This window comes from Aeromonas sp. 603607 (assembly GCF_049171595.1).
Lineage (GTDB): Bacteria > Pseudomonadota > Gammaproteobacteria > Enterobacterales > Aeromonadaceae > Aeromonas > Aeromonas veronii.
In genome coordinates, this window is sequence record NZ_JAAKOV010000002.1 from 1 (window position 1) to 15033 (window position 15033).

Here is a 15033-nt window from a genome sequence, read left to right on the forward strand (position 1 = left end):
CCCGAGCGGCCAAAGGGATCAGACTGTAAATCTGACGGCTCTGCCTTCGAAGGTTCGAATCCTTCTCCCTCCACCATCATTCAGAAAGCCCGGCCTTGCGCCGGGTTTTCGCTTTCTTGCCCACTCACACTTTCCGCCCTTGTCAGATCTGACAGTTGCAATTGCATCCCACCTTGCTCATCGTGGCATCATCAACATCAGAGTGTTCACATCATGTTTGAAGTCTGGGATGAGCATGGCCACGCAACAGGTCTGACACTGCAGGCACTCAAAATCAGAATCAGCAACGACTATCAGGGCGATCTGATGGTGCGCTACAGCAACAAGCTGGGACTCCCCACGACTCTTTTTCTGACGGTTCACAAGGGAGTGGCCTACCAGCGCTTTAAAGCGGGCTCGCCAAGACTGGACTGGGAGTGGCTGGCTGGGGCTGGTAATGGCCATACACCCCGCGATTTTATGAGTGAGCAGTTCCCCTTATTTCAGCTCTCCCTCGACAACAACTGACTCTTCATACCGTTCGCTTAACCCCCTCAGCTCCCCGATGATTTGCTGTAATTGGGCACGAAATCCGGTCAGCTCATCAGCACAAGATGAGGACCCGAGCTGGCGGATCTTCTCTTCCAGTCGCCATGCCTCTTCAGCCAGCTGCGGCGCCATCATCATGCTGATGGTCCCCGCCTGACGATGCACCCAATTCGCCAGTGCCTTGTCATCCTGTGGCTGCTGCACCATCGCTTGCTCAAGCTCCTGGCGAAATAGCGGAAACATCTGCCGTAACTTGTCACCTTGGCCAAAAAATGCCTCCATGGCCGCGACATCAATCAAGGATGGCGATGGCAGGATACACCACTTTTGCAGCATCTGACGCAAACCATCCAGCAGCACCGGCTTGCCCAGCAAATCATCCATGCCGGCGGCAAAGCAGCGTTCAGCCTGCTCAGGCATGGCATTGGCCGTCATGGCAATGATCAGCAAGCGCTTCTTATCCTCCCCAGCCCGTACCCTGCGCGTGAACTCATAGCCATCCATCACCGGCATCTGACAGTCACAGAGCACCAGATCATAGGGATACTGCGCGACCATCTCGAGGGCTTGCTGGCCGTGCTCAGCCAGCTCGCAGTTCAGCTTGAGCTGCCCGAGCTGGCGTATCACCAGCTGCTGGTTAAGGGGATTATCTTCCACCAGCAGTATCCGACAGGGCAGCATGGACCCACGCGCAGCGCTATTGGGCATCAATTGTGAGGCGGTCTCATCGCTCAAGACCAGCTGGCGATAGCAGACTTCCCGCACTGCATGCCAGGTCATGGGATTGCTGTTGAGAATGTAACCCTTCTCATCACTGCGATAGCCAAGAGGGGTTGCCAGCGGCAGCACCCGGATAACGCCCTCAGCCGCCAGGTCATGGTCACTGAAACGCAACTGAGCATTATCAGGGGGCGACGTTCGCGTGACTCCCAGAGCGTCAAGATGCAGTAACAGGGTGTGACACAGCTTATCGTCATGCAGTTCAATGCTGGCTTGCAGGCCATTGAGACGGAGATCCGGCTCTCCAGTACCAGAACAGGCAACGTGACTGTCAAGGTGATAAAAGTGCCGAGCCCCGGGGCACTCTCCAGCCGGATCTCGCCCCCCATCAAGGTGGCCAGGGTCTGGCAGATACTCAGCCCCAAGCCAGTACCACCATAACTGCGGGTGGTAGAGCTCTCCGCCTGCTCAAAGGCATTGAAGATCCGGCCAAGCGCTTCGGGTGTCATGCCGATACCGCTGTCGCGCACGCCGAAGCGCAATTGCTGTTGCCCCTCCCCCTGTGCCAGCAGTTGCACCGAAATCTCGATAAAGCCCCGCTCGGTAAATTTGATGGCATTGCTGACAAAGTTGAAGAGGATCTGACGCAAACGCAACGCATCGCCGCTTACTCTGGCGGCAACACCAGCATCTGCCCAGAGGTAGACACGCAGCCCCTTGCGGTGTACCTCGCTCAGCGTCATGGTCAACACACTGTCGATCAGCTCACGGAGGAGAAACGGGGTTTGCTCGAGCTGCATCTTGCCTGCCTCCAGCTTGGCATAGTCGAGCACATTGTCGATCAGTGCATGCAGTCCCAGGGCACCGCGGTTGATGATCTCGACCATCTGGCGCTGATCCTGAGTCAGCTCGGTGAAGGTGAGCTGCTCCGCCATGCCGACGATACCATTCATGGGGGTGCGAATTTCGTGGCTCATGGTGGCCAGAAACTCCCCTTTCATGGTCGCCGCCGATTCCGCCCGCTCTTTCGCTCTGGCCAGTGCCAGCTCCACCTGCCGGCGCCTGGTAATTTCCTGACGAAGGCGCCAATACGCAATGCAGATAACCAGTATAAAGAGGGTTATACCCGACCCCAGCGGGATAAGTGTGCGCATCAGTTGCTGCCATGACACCCCCTCGCTGTAGTTCAATGCCAACCAAGTATTGCGGATCTGCCGTCGCTCCTTGTCGCTCATGCTGGCCAGCACCCGATTGACCAAAGGCAAGAGAGGGGTATAGGGCTCACGTACCGCTACCACCAGCTCATCCTTGAAGGGCGAAGGAGCCGCAATATTAAGCTGGTCTTCAAACTGATCCGCAATGAGTCGCGAGACTACCACCAGGTTGCCGATATAGGCATCCCCCTCACCAGCCGCAACTGCCGCCAACCCTTCACTGGCGTTGCTTGTCACCTTAATCGTCACATCCGGCAACAGCGCCTTGATCTGTGGAATTAACATGCCGTCGGTCAATAGCAGTCGCTTGCCTGTCAGGTCCGTGATATCTCCTATGGTGGGCGCACCGCTTGCCGTCACCAATACCATGGGAAATGATGCGAAAGGCTGGCTGGCATGCCACCCCATCAACCTGTCGATGATGCGGGTTGGCAGCACAACAAGATCGACATCATGATGCAGCAACTGTTGTTGAAGATCAGGCCAGCTCTGAACCGGAACCCTGCTGTAAGCCAAGCCAAGCTTCTCTTGCAGCAGCGCCAGATAGTCAACTACCATTCCAACCAGATTGCCATCCCTGTCACGATAGTAGAAAGGCATCCAATTGGGGCTCAATCCCAACTTCAATGGTGGCAGAGCCGACAACCATGCTCGCTCATCAGGGCGCAGCAAAAAATTACTGTGCCCCATAAAGTTGGGGACCAGGTTCTCCCCCAACCAGCGCTTCTCAAGCTCGCTGCGGGTCTCGACCGTCAACGCCTGAATGGCAGTATTAAGCTGGGTAGAAAGCGTTTGATTCTGGCTGGCAACAGCAAGATGAAGGGTCTCCATCAACAGGGGAGACTGTGCAACAACCGCCAGCGCAGGGTGACGCTTGATAAACAGATTGGCTACATACAGATTGCCGATATAGGCATCCGCGCGCCCTTGCTCCACCGCCTGCAGTGCGCTGTGAGTATCTACGAAGAGCCGCGGTGTGACCTTCGGATAGTGCAGCTTGACCAGCGTCTCGGTCATAAAGCCCTTTTCGATGGCTATGCTCGCAGACTGTAACCGGCTCACGTCGCGAAAGAGGGCGCTGTCCTGACGCACAACTACCACGGTCGGTGAGGTGTAATAGGGCAAACTGTAGGTGACACATGGGCGTCCCCCAGCATTAAAAGCATCGAGCAAGAGATCAATCTTGCCACGGCAAATATCCGCATACATGGCATCCCAGTCAGGGTAGGCATGCCAGGCAATCCGGTAATCCGGTAATCCAGTTTTTTAGCTAATTGCTCCATTAATTCCACGCTGAATCCAGCGGCAACCTTACCATCCCATCGCTGAAATGGAGCCCATCCTCCTGCTAATATACCGACTTCAATAGTGGCAACCTCAGGCGGCTCAGAAGCCTGTAATACAGGGGTAAAGAATAAAGAAAATCCAACAATAATGGTAATTTGACTGAGCAATGACTTTATTGAGCAACATATCGACATAGTGGTTTACATATTTTTACAAATCAGTGTATGCATATAAAAAACAGGGATCGTACGGTAGTATATCAATGTCAGATTTGATAGCCTTAATTTTACTAATCGCATCAATAGAGACTCATTTATTACCTTCAGAATTATACTTTCCGATGATCATCCATTGATTTTAGCTGGTATCCGTAGCCTGATTGAAAAAATAACCCCACGCTGTGATGTCGTAGCAGAGGCATATAGGGTTTCTGATTTGTATATTTTATTAAGGCAACAGCCATGTGACTTGCTGATAACGGATTTCAGCATGCCGGGTGATAGTCGCAGTGATGGCCTCGTAATGGTACAGCAATTACGCAGAGAGTATCCCAATTTGGCGATCATTGTACTGACACAACTCCACAACAATGCAATATTACAGGCTCTGCTTCAATGTGGGATTAGTGGCCTGATATTAAAAAAATCTGTTATCACTGAGTTATCAGAAGCCATTCGCCAAGTGCTGCTTGGCCACACTTATATAGGTAAGTCTGTTAAAACCCTGCTGACTGAGGCCGGCATATCTCGTCACACCGATCTCACCCCGCTTACACCAAAAGAGAGCGAGGTAGTGCGTTTGCTGGCCAGTGGCATGTCGGTCACCCAGGTAGCAGAACACTTGAATCGCAGTGTGAAGACCATCAGTACACAGAAAAAGAGTGCCATGATGCGACTAGGCTTGCAAAGCGATAGTGAACTTTTTAAGTATGCCAATGAGTATGGGTTATGTTAACATTGCATTGAGATCCATAGGTGAATCAACAGTTACAAACTATATATCCAGTAGCCTATTAAAATCCAAAATACAATGTTGTCATTTACCATATAATTAAATAAGAACATCAATCATAATGGTTATGTCACCTTTATAACGACTCCCAGGACGTTTCATCATCTCACTCAATTGCCACCCAGTTATTTCAAACTTGAATGGTCTTTCCTCACCAGATAAAACTGTATGTCCACTGAAATTCTCATGTTTACTCGCATATATTGGCCACAACCTTCGATTAATTCCTGTTGCATATACGCGAACAATTGCTGAATGATTTTTTTCATTTTTAATCATGCAATCATCCCCTACTTGATTTAAATATTGACATTTCACTTTCACATTATACTTTGCTGAAGTCCATATTCTGGCTGATAGTGTAGCCTCCAATTTTTCTGGAACACCACGGTTATTTCTATGTATCCAGTCGTGCCATCCCCTCGGGGGTTGTAACTCTACTCGATTTCCATTTATCGGGAACATGATTTTGAACTGATGATTAACCACAAGAGCAATATTTATTAAAAGAACATTATCAGAATAAATTCCATTACCCAGACTGATATCGCCATCTTTGCCAATAGATAATTCAAGACTACCTTTATATTTACCGTTAGGAATGTTAATAGGAGATGGAGGTTTTATTGCAAAACCGAATAAAACCTTCTTGACCACCCCACTTGATAACACAGAGGCTTTTGTATGACATCTGTTTCCAGCAGAACCTTGCCATAATACCATCCACTCACTCGTACTTTTCCCGCCCTCCATGTATTTATCAATCTGATTACATCCTCCAATTATATTTGACAGCTTATTGTTAAAAAATTGCCTGCCGATATCAGGGTCAACATTCGTACTATAATGAATACCTATGGTTTTTGGTAGAAAAGATACCGTGTATTTATCACCATTCTCTGAAGTTAGTACCACATTTCTTTTCCTCGGTATTTCCAGATAAGTAAATGCATCCTTCGGATCTGAAAATCTTTCCTTGGTCGTACGTAGCATATCCATACTGATAGGGAAAAATAAATTATCTAGGGGGAGTACACCACTCACACAATTGTAATTAAGCATTCCTGATGCACCTTGACTACATTTTGTGGTGCTATTAAAGGAATCACCATTAATGTCGTATGACTGTGGTGTATACTCGGCTGTCACTTCGATAGTTTTTGCAGAAACATTCAACGACAATAATAACAATGTTATTGCAATACAGACGCAAATAAACGTGTCACCACCTAGATAAAAATGACAGTTTTTAAGATTCATTATTTTGTTAATGCCTGATTCTGATTGGCCATTTGCCACGATGAACATGTCAACTCTCCTAGCATGATAATATCCATTTCTTCCATGCGCTCCTTGTCGCCCATCGAACGCCAGCAATAGAGAGTGCCATTTTGTTCCACACTAAACTCCGGCTGTAGCCGACTCGACTCCAGAGCAAAAAAACCGTCGTTTTCAGTAAATGTCCGTCCAATGGGGTTGCTGACCATGGCGCCACGCAGCGGCCGGTTCTGCTCATCAAGCAAACGACCAATCACTGTGACTGTGCTCACCGCATTCACTTGCCCATAACCAACCCCACCACGATTTAGGTGATAGGGAAGCACACTGGGTTTGATGGTGAGTGGTGTCCCTTCGTGGTCGGCCATCTCCAATTGCAAGGAGCCACTTTGCAAGGCTGGTACAGAGACCAGATGGCGACCGGGCCCCAATGTCTGCACCCCACCACTATCGTTACTGACCCTAATACGCGCCGCCTCGTCATCGGCGTCGATATCGAGGATCATCGCTGCCTCATTACCCATGCCGATCATATCGCGGGAACCGAGAGCGACCTCTCCTGCCCGCCCCAGTGCCACCGTGCTTTCCAGATTGATTCCACCTGTCACCTCACCGTTATAGGAGGAGTGCTGAGCATAAAGATCCCCTCCCAGCCAGGGTGCCGCGAAGCGGCCATAGCCGGACAGACCAGTACCATAACTATCATGCATGCTGCCGACTCTCACCTGGCTAAGCGGTCCCCACTCCACCTGCTGTTGATAGTTGAGATTGGCGCTGCGCTGAGCGCCGCCTGAACGGGAGGTATTACTGCCCAGCCCCAGCGACAGCTGTCTATCATCAGCCCCCCCAAGGTTGACGGTCAGACTCGGGGTACTACCGCGATCCCGCTGCTGCGCCGTACTCTCACTGCCAGGACGATCGAACAAAGTCACCCCCCAAGTCACCCAGCGTCCCCACAATCTGTCGCTGTAGTGCCATCCGAGATCGGCGCCATTGCCGCGACCGGACTGGTGAGAAAAATAGATACCGAGGGAGCCCCACTTCTCCAACGATTGCTGCAACGACAGGCTGGAGGTGGTGCTAGTCTCACCCTGCTTGCGCAAGTTGCGCGAATGGCTGGCCACCAGACTACTGTTACCATGCCAGTAGATCCCCTGCAGATCGTAACCCCACCCCATATCGATGCTCTGGTTGACAGAGGCAAAGCCATGGAACTGGCTGCTAGCCTGCCAGTCGAGCGAAATGGCGTTCTGAACCCGTCTGTCCACATACTGGCTACCCGCTCCCACCACCAACGAAGGAAGCAGCAGATGGTTAACGGCAATGCCACCACTGGCCCCTTCCAGATCACTCTCCCCCTGCCGTTCCAACCAGCGGGTCTGACGCCCAGCGAACAGGTTAAATCGCCACGGTTCCTCCGGCGTCTGCCAGTTGGAAGGTTTGTAGACCATCTCGCGCCAACGGCGGCTCTCTTGGCCATCCTCCAGCAGCCGCAGCTCCACCTCATAGATGCCACCAGGGAGCGAGCGGGTATCGAGCGCCTGCAGGCCAGCAATCACCGGCTGCGACTGGATAAGGTTGCCATCACGATAGATCTCCACCATGCCGGGCCGTGCTGGCGCGACCTGGATCGGAGCCAAGCTGGGCACTCCGCGCTCTCGACGCAACAGATCCGAACTACCCCACATAACCCCGAGTACTGTGGGCGTTGCACCACTGTAGTAGTTCGGCTGTCGCACCAATCCTTGCGCTGTGGGAAAGAAGAAACCAAGGCGATAAAAATTGGCCTCATGGAGCCGTTCTCCATAGACCTGAGCTATCCCCAGATCAGTTGGCCCACCCTCTTGCCAGGTGGCATCCCCCTCCATAAAAGGGGCCCACTGTCCCCAGCTTCCCTCCAACTGCAGGTTGTAGTGTCCATTGCGCTGGCTGCCCTGCACCAGGTTCAGCTGGTTCTGGACAAGCAACCCCTTGCTCTCCTGGGGCAAAACCATAAAGCGCTGATCCCGCGCCTCCCGCTCCACCTGAGAAGTCAGCACCGAGAGCTGGGACTCTTCCAGGCTGTATTGCAGTCCCAAGATTCCTTCTTGGCAGCCTCGGCCACACTCACCGAGCGGTATTTTTTTTCCCAGCCTGCTCAACCAGCGTTCACGCGCCCCCTCGTCAAAATCGCTATCCTGCACATCCACCAGAGATAGCAGTTGTACCGAGTTATCCCGCCCCAGCAGCACTTCACCATCCCCCAGCAACCGGCCGTCGACGGTAACACGCACCATCAGAGGCACACCAAAAAAGTGCTCTTCAAATCCCTCCGGTAATTGCTGTGCCTGTTTCAACAGCAATACAGGATCTCCTGCCAACACCAACCAGGGAAAAAAACCGAGCGAGAGGAGAATAAAGCGAATCATTACGTCACTCCCGAATGCATTTCATCTCAATGAAAGAGGGGCCTGTGGCCCCCCGAATATTCATCTCAAGCTTTCGGTGGTGCGTCTGACTCAAACATCATGCTGACTATCCCCTGATAGTTGCCGGGTTTGTAACCACCGGTTGGCGCAGCAGCGGGAATAATCTCGAGCCCGACCTGTCTACCTGTCTTGGCATCAGCCTGATTCAGCAAGTCCGATGATGTAGTGGTCAACGTGACCCCACCAACCTTGACTGTCAAGCCGATGCTCTCCTTACCACTGGCCATAGTCGCGGGATAGACCAGATAACCCTTGATGGGGCCAAGCGAACTCTTCATCTCCAGCTGCTTGGCCAACGGTTCCAGCTTCTGGCTAAAGGGGTTAAAAGACAGTTTCTGTGGAGTATTCATCCAATCCCCCACTGGCTGTACATAAAAGTTTTCGGTCGGGATCTGCGCCGTCACCGTCACCGTATGTTCGACTCGTTCGACAGCCATCAGATAACCACTTGCCAGCAGCAGAACGGGGGCGAACCATAACATCTTCATAATCACTCCTTATTGTGAGACTTTTTTGTGAAATACCGATAGTCAGGCTTTGAACTCCTTGAATATCGATTTATTTCCTTCGAGCAGTTCAAAACGAACCGTCTTGGTGGCATCTTTGCTGAGCCGTTTTTTAACGCCGGGCAGCAGATGTACTTTCTCCGGTTGACTACATGAGGTTTCCTTTTTGTCACACAGTTCCAGATAATCGAGAATCACGGTGGCATTGCCTCTGTTCTCCACATATAGAGCTCCGTTGTCACGGTCAATTCGGGTGTCATAACGAGGCTCTTTGGGGGCGACAAATAAAATGGTGCCAAAACCGGTCATTATGCTGACACCGGCACTGACTTGCTGATTAAGAGACAATGTGGTTATTTCATCTCCCTGTGGTTTGACCGGAACAAAGCGCACACGAAAATAGCGCTCCCGCTCACGTTCCCCCATATATATAAAGCGGGTAGCCTGTGAGCCACCAGCAGGAATAATCAGCCTGGACGGGCTGGTCACCAGTTGGCGAACCCCCTCCTCGGGTAGGGACTGCTCCTTTGGCTGCCCGTCGTCCCCATATACAATTTCGGCCAAGTTGATTTTGACAAAAGCCGTTTCATCGCCGAGATTACGAACTCTTTTTAGCTGAGTGTTTTTTTTCTGCTGACAGGTAGTCATATAAAGTACCAACACTGATGTCAGACGACGCAAAAACATTACTGCTAAATATTAAAAATAACGCGCAAAATTTACTCATTGACATTGAACCCAGCAAAAACAAGGAGAAAAATAGGATTGGGAAGCATGTGCAATATTACTGTCACAATAAAAAGTCCAAACCAAGCTCAACAACCCATCTCTTCTTAGCCAGTCTAGACAACCAGCACACCATAATTAATATGAATAATCCGATACCATCATAATGTATTCCGCCAACATTCAGACTATTCCTACAGCAGTTCTTTAAAAACATCCTGTATTATTCATCCCCATTTTTCTAAACAGGTAAGCGCCATGTTTGCGTTCAAAGAAGAGTTTCCGGTCGGTGACGTGGCATCCCTGGCAACAGCGGATATTGCCATCCCCTTCTATCAGCCGATCGTTGACCGGAACCACCAGCTCATCGGCTTTGAGGCGCTGGCCAGACGCTGGAAACCACGCCAGCAGCGCTATCAGGGGATCGACTTTCTCTCCCTCAGCGATGAGGAGTCCCTTCATCTGGACATCGTCATGCTCAGAGCGATTCTGCGCGACCTGCCGACGCTCGCGCAGAGCAGCACCAGTCTGCTCTCAATCAACCTCAACCCGACTCTGAACAGCCCCACCTACCAGAACCTGTTGTTGCTGGTACTGATCCAGGCGCGCAAGGTAGGGCTCGACATCTGGTTCGAGGTACTCGAGCACGCCCCGCTACAGCACAAGGAGCTGGCCCTGATTGAAGTGTTGCGCAGCCACGGCGCCCATATCGTCTGCGATGACTTTGGCACCCAGGAGTGCAACTTCCAGCGGGTGCTGGCGCTGCCCTACGAGATCATCAAACTGGATCGCTCCCTGTTGCTGCAAGCGACCAAGAGTAGCCATGCACTGCGGATGCTCACCGGTCTGGTAGAGTACCTGCAGCGGCTCGGCACCAAGGTGGTGTGCGAGGGAGTTGAGACCCAGCAACACATCGAGGTAGCCAACCTGCTCGGCTGTGACTATCAGCAGGGTTATGCCCATGCCATGCCATCTCCCCTCTCCCGCTGGGCCTGAGCGGCTGTTTCATTTCGGCATCCTATCGGCTCGCGCAGCCAACAATTTCCTGCCAAATTGCATGATGACGTCGGGGCGAGTACAATCTCGCACCCCGAATATCCGGCGCATCTTCTTTCGATAACCCCGGATATGCCGTCATCGGGTCGCGCTGCATTGAGCATCCTCTCGGAGGGCATCTTGCACCGCAACTCAACCACTACGACGCCATCAGGTGGCGTTGTCCTGATTTGCAATCAGACATAAAGAGTCCGACATGTTTAAACCAGAATTGCTCTCCCCCGCAGGTTCCCTCAAGAACATGCGTTACGCCTACGCCTATGGCGCCGATGCAGTCTATGCCGGCCAGCCCCGTTACAGTCTGCGGGTGCGTAACAACGAATTCGATCACGAGAACCTTCAGCTCGGCATCAACGAGGCTCATGCCCTCGGCAAGCAGTTCTATGTGGTGGCCAACATCCAGCCCCACAACTCCAAGCTCAAGACCTTTATCCGCGACATGCGTCCGGTGGTGGAGATGAAGCCGGATGCGCTGATCATGTCAGACCCTGGTCTCATCATGATGATGCGCGAAGCTTTTCCTGATATGCCCATTCACCTCTCGGTGCAGGCCAACGCGGTCAACTGGGCCACGGTGAAGTTCTGGCATCAGATGGGCTTGACTCGGGTCATCCTCTCCCGCGAACTGTCGCTGGACGAAATCGAGGAGATCCGCATGCAGGTGCCGGAGATGGAGTTGGAAGTCTTCGTTCACGGCGCTCTGTGCATGGCCTACTCCGGCCGCTGTCTGCTCTCCGGCTATATCAACAAGCGCGACCCCAACCAGGGCACCTGCACCAACTCCTGCCGCTGGGAGTACAAGGTTCACGAAGGTAAAGAAGATGATGTGGGCCAGATCGTCCACCGTCAGGAGCCCATCGCCGTGCAGAAAGTTGACCCGACGCTGGGCCTCGGCAAGCCGAGCGATGCACTGGTGCTGCTGGAGGAGTCCAACCGCCCGGGCGAGTACATGAGCGCGTTCGAGGACGAGCACGGCACCTACATCATGAACTCCAAGGATCTGCGCGCCGTCGAACATGTCGAGCGCCTGACCAAGATGGGCGTCCATTCGCTGAAAATCGAAGGGCGCACCAAGTCTTTCTATTACTGCGCCCGTACCGCCCAGGTCTATCGCAAGGCCATCGACGATGCGGTTGCAGGCCGTCCGTTCGACCGCAGCCTGATGGGCACCCTCGAAAATCTGGCCCACCGCGGCTATACCGAGGGCTTCCTGCGCCGTCACAACCACAGCGAATACCAGAACTACGACTACGGCTACTCCGTCTCCGACACCCAGCAGTTCGTCGGCGAGATCACCGGTCGCAACGGTGACATGGTCGAGGTCGAGGTAAAGAACAAGTTCCTGGTGGGCAACAGCCTGGAGCTGATGACCCCGCAGGGCAACCTCAGCTTCAATCTGGAGCAGATGCAGAACCGCAAGGGCGAGCTGATCGACACCGCACCGGGCAACGGCCACGTAGTCTATGTGCCGGTGCCGAAGGAAGTGGACGTGAACTACGGCATCCTGCTGCGCAACCTCGGTGAGCGTCAGGATACCCGTCAGCCCCACTCGGCCGCCTGAGATGGCACTGCTCATCACCGACAAGTGCATCAACTGTGACATGTGTGATCCCGAGTGTCCGAACCAGGCCATCAGCCTGGGTGAGGAGATTTACGAGATCGACCCCAGTCGCTGCACCGAGTGCGTCGGTCACTATGAGAAGCCGACCTGTATCAGTGTCTGCCCTATCGACTGCATCATCTGGGATCCCGCTCATGTGGAGACCGAAGATCAGCTGATGGAAAAGTTTGTGCGGATGCATCGGCAGTAACCTCGGTATCTGCATCAACAACTCACAGGCTGCATCCTCCGGGAGCCCGTCCATATGATGAAACCGCAGCGCTGCTGATGAAGAAGTTTGTACAGATGCACTGACAGTAAATGCAACAAGGCCGGGAAATCCCGGCCTTTTTTGATCCAGCCCTCATCTCCATGATGGCTATTTTTTGTTTACCAACCGGTGCAATTCATCCAGCTCCCGCTGCGCCGTCAGCAAGTCGGTCTGTGCCTGCTCCAATTTGCTCTGCTTGTCGGCAATCTTGTCCGGCTTGCCACTGACTCTCGCCTCCTGCAGCTCGAGCAGACGCTCGTCCACCTTGCCACGCAGCTTGTTAACCCGCTCTTTCTGCTCCTTGAGCAGACCTTCATCGGTACAATTGGCCTTGATATTGCGTGCGGCCTGTTCCAGCCCGGCAATCTGCCCGGCGTTATTGTGTGCTTTGGCAAACACCAGCTGGTCGTTGACGGCCTGCAGACGGGCCTTGCAACCGACCGCCTCACTGCCAAAGGCCTGACCCGCCAACAGCAGCAAGCCGGCTCCCAATACTTTCCACATCTCGATTAATCCGGTCTTGTTTGCGAGCTGACCATAAAAACCTTGATCGGCAGCAGGGTCAAGCAAGCGGGAAAAAGGTGCGACAGAAGTTGTGCAACATCACGCAATTGCCACCCTGTTGGTTCTACAATAGCGCTCTTTTCAATCGGGAGTCTGTTATGAATCAACAAATTGTGGTCATTGCCAACGGTGCCCCCTATGGCAGCGAATCCCTGTTCAACGCCCTGCGTCTCGCTATCGCCCTCAACGAACAGGGCGGTGCCAGCCTGAAGCTGTTCCTGATGTCCGATGCGGTGAGTGCGGCGCTGGCCGGTCAGGCACCGGCCGAGGGATACAACCTGCGCCAGATGCTGGAGATCCTGCTGGCCCAGGGCGTCACCATTCGCCTGTGCAAGACCTGCACCGATACCCGTGGCATCACCGCCCTGCCGCTGATCGAGGGCATTGAAGTCGGCACCCTGCCGATGCTGGCCCAATGGACCCTGGCTGCCGACAAGGTGCTGACCTTCTGAACCATAAGGGGCTGGCCAGCGGCGAAGTCAGCCCGGTTAGCCTATCACCGACTCCTGCCGGGCACTTCGCCGACCATGATGTCGGGAGCCAGCTTCATAAAGCGCAAAAATCGCCACACAAAGCAGCGCCATCAGCACATAGAGCAACTGCCCGCTCCACTGCTCGAGGATCCAGCCTCCCAGCAAGGCACCTGCGGCCCCTCCCAACCCGGCCAGTGCGCTGGCGCCAAAATAGCTTCCCTTGAGGTGGGTGGGGGCCATCTGGTCGATCAGCACGTTGAGCAGGGGAAAGAGAATGGTCTCGCCGATGCTGAGCAACAGCACGGCGCCAAACCAGTGGCTGCGCACCATTGGGTCCCCCAACGCGAAGAGCAGCTGGGCCGCCAGAAAGAGCGCCATACCGATATGAAGCCGTACCCGCACCGGCCAGCGTGACAACAACCGCAGCAGCGGAAACTGTAGCAGCACCACGGTCAGGGCATTGGTCGCCACCAGCAGGGCAACCAGCTCGGCCACCTGCGGCATACCAGCCCGGGTCAGGTATTGCACCAGCGGCGAGTGAAACTGGGAGTAGACCAGCACCATCAGGAGATTGGCCATCACCAGCAGCAGGAAGGTGCGATCCGCCAGCAACACCTTGATGGCATCCCGCAGTCCGGGGCCAGCAGCACCCGGCTTGCCTGTGCTGCCAGCCCGGCGAAATCCCCAGCCAAAGGCCAGCGCCAGCAGCAAATAGCTCACCACCAGAAACAGGAAGGTCTCCTGCTGGGCGTTGATCCCGAGGGTCACCCCGAGCAGCGGCCCCAACGCGGCTCCCAGGTTGAGCAGAAAATAGCGCAGGTGCAGTGCCAGCTCCCGCGCTTTGGCCGAGGCCAGACTGTCGGCCATCAGCGCCTTGCCGGGGGCATCGATGAGCCCCGACGAGAGACCGCTGCCCATCACCCCGACCCCGAGCCAGAACACCGCATGGGAGAAACCGAGCAGGGCGAAACAGATCATCGCCACCAGACAACCGGCCAGCAGTATGCTGCGCCGCCCGAAGCGATCAGAGAGCCAGCCGCCGTAGAAACTGACCAGGGTAGAGAGGGCCATCGAGCCACCCAGCAACAGGCCGATGAAGGTGGCCGAAAGGTCATACTCCCGATAGAGCAGAATGGAGAGGAAGGGCCACACCATGTAGTAGCTGGTGCGCACCATGAAGGTGCCCAGAATGACGATCCAGACCAGCGGGGTAAATTGCCTGAAGGTGCTCCATGACATCGCTATGCTCCATGCCCCGCAGCTCTTACCACAAGATCCTGTCATAAACGGGGAAAGCGTTCAGTTGTAACAGAGGGCCTCAATAGAAACAA

Annotated in this window: 14 protein-coding genes; 6 read left to right on the forward strand and 8 right to left on the reverse strand. The window is 53.8% G+C overall.

Features of this window, described 5'->3' with window-relative positions; translation table 11 throughout:
• Window positions 1-213 precede the first annotated feature (213 nt).
• Entirely contained in the window at window positions 214-507 is a 294-nt protein-coding gene (locus G5315_RS03020; RefSeq protein WP_266134273.1) for a hypothetical protein, read from the forward strand.
• On the opposite strand, the gene G5315_RS03025 is transcribed toward G5315_RS03020, so the two are convergent.
• Together G5315_RS03025 and G5315_RS03030 are read right to left on the reverse strand one after the other, a co-directional pair.
• Window positions 478-1308 carry a response regulator gene (locus tag G5315_RS03025; RefSeq protein WP_421332390.1) on the reverse strand — a complete coding sequence of 277 codons (831 nt, stop codon included), beginning with the start codon at window positions 1306-1308 and terminating at the stop codon, window positions 478-480. The genes G5315_RS03020 and G5315_RS03025 overlap by 30 nt on opposite strands.
• Window positions 1305-3671, reverse strand: coding sequence for an ATP-binding protein (locus G5315_RS03030; protein WP_421332392.1), 2367 nt, complete (start codon window positions 3669-3671; stop codon window positions 1305-1307). Before G5315_RS03030 ends, G5315_RS03025 begins: the two co-directional genes overlap by 4 nt.
• Before the next feature lie 408 nt (window positions 3672-4079).
• Here G5315_RS03030 and G5315_RS03035 point away from each other — a divergent pair, with 408 nt between their 5' ends.
• Complete coding sequence (locus tag G5315_RS03035) at window positions 4080-4703, forward strand: response regulator (protein ID WP_421332552.1); 624 nt, start codon at window positions 4080-4082, stop codon at window positions 4701-4703.
• A gap of 96 nt (window positions 4704-4799) precedes the next feature.
• Here G5315_RS03035 and G5315_RS03040 read toward each other — a convergent pair whose 3' ends face one another.
• The 4 genes from G5315_RS03040 to G5315_RS03055 form a co-directional block, all read right to left on the reverse strand.
• Window positions 4800-6068 carry a hypothetical protein gene (locus tag G5315_RS03040; protein WP_421332394.1) on the reverse strand — a complete coding sequence of 423 codons (1269 nt, stop codon included), beginning with the start codon at window positions 6066-6068 and terminating at the stop codon, window positions 4800-4802.
• The gene (locus G5315_RS03045) at window positions 6020-8446 is read right to left on the reverse strand and encodes a TcfC E-set like domain-containing protein (RefSeq protein ID WP_421332396.1); all 2427 of its coding nucleotides are present in this window, start codon (window positions 8444-8446) and stop codon (window positions 6020-6022) included. The genes G5315_RS03040 and G5315_RS03045 overlap by 49 nt, the downstream gene beginning before the upstream one ends.
• Before the next feature lie 65 nt (window positions 8447-8511).
• Window positions 8512-8994, reverse strand: coding sequence for a CS1 type fimbrial major subunit (locus tag G5315_RS03050; protein WP_266134278.1), 483 nt, complete (start codon window positions 8992-8994; stop codon window positions 8512-8514).
• Window positions 8995-9036: 42 nt separating this feature from the next.
• Complete coding sequence (locus G5315_RS03055; protein WP_421332397.1) at window positions 9037-9660, reverse strand: hypothetical protein; 624 nt, start codon at window positions 9658-9660, stop codon at window positions 9037-9039.
• Between the two features lie 336 nt (window positions 9661-9996).
• Here G5315_RS03055 and G5315_RS03060 point away from each other — a divergent pair, with 336 nt between their 5' ends.
• The 3 genes from G5315_RS03060 to G5315_RS03070 all read left to right on the forward strand — a co-directional run bounded on the left by G5315_RS03060 (window position 9997) and on the right by G5315_RS03070 (window position 12605).
• Complete coding sequence (locus G5315_RS03060; RefSeq protein WP_421332398.1) at window positions 9997-10734, forward strand: EAL domain-containing protein; 738 nt, start codon at window positions 9997-9999, stop codon at window positions 10732-10734.
• Window positions 10735-10990: 256 nt separating this feature from the next.
• Window positions 10991-12355, forward strand: coding sequence for a tRNA 5-hydroxyuridine modification protein YegQ (gene yegQ / locus G5315_RS03065; RefSeq protein ID WP_216953099.1), 1365 nt, complete (start codon window positions 10991-10993; stop codon window positions 12353-12355).
• Between the two features lies 1 nt (window position 12356).
• Entirely contained in the window at window positions 12357-12605 is a 249-nt protein-coding gene (locus G5315_RS03070) for a YfhL family 4Fe-4S dicluster ferredoxin (protein WP_005334896.1), read from the forward strand.
• Window positions 12606-12773: 168 nt separating this feature from the next.
• Here the strand turns inward: G5315_RS03070 and G5315_RS03075 are convergent, their stop codons facing one another.
• Window positions 12774-13169: a DUF1090 domain-containing protein gene (locus G5315_RS03075; protein WP_421208760.1), complete on the reverse strand. Its 396-nt coding sequence runs from the start codon at window positions 13167-13169 to the stop codon at window positions 12774-12776.
• 158 nt (window positions 13170-13327) lie between these two features.
• On the opposite strand from G5315_RS03075, the gene G5315_RS03080 reads away from it, so the two are divergent.
• The gene (locus G5315_RS03080) at window positions 13328-13681 is read left to right on the forward strand and encodes a DsrE/DsrF/TusD sulfur relay family protein (RefSeq protein WP_421312808.1); all 354 of its coding nucleotides are present in this window, start codon (window positions 13328-13330) and stop codon (window positions 13679-13681) included.
• Between the two features lie 36 nt (window positions 13682-13717).
• Here G5315_RS03080 and G5315_RS03085 read toward each other — a convergent pair whose 3' ends face one another.
• Window positions 13718-14941: an MFS transporter gene (locus G5315_RS03085; protein ID WP_421332400.1), complete on the reverse strand. Its 1224-nt coding sequence runs from the start codon at window positions 14939-14941 to the stop codon at window positions 13718-13720.
• Between the last annotated feature and the right edge of the window lie 92 nt (window positions 14942-15033).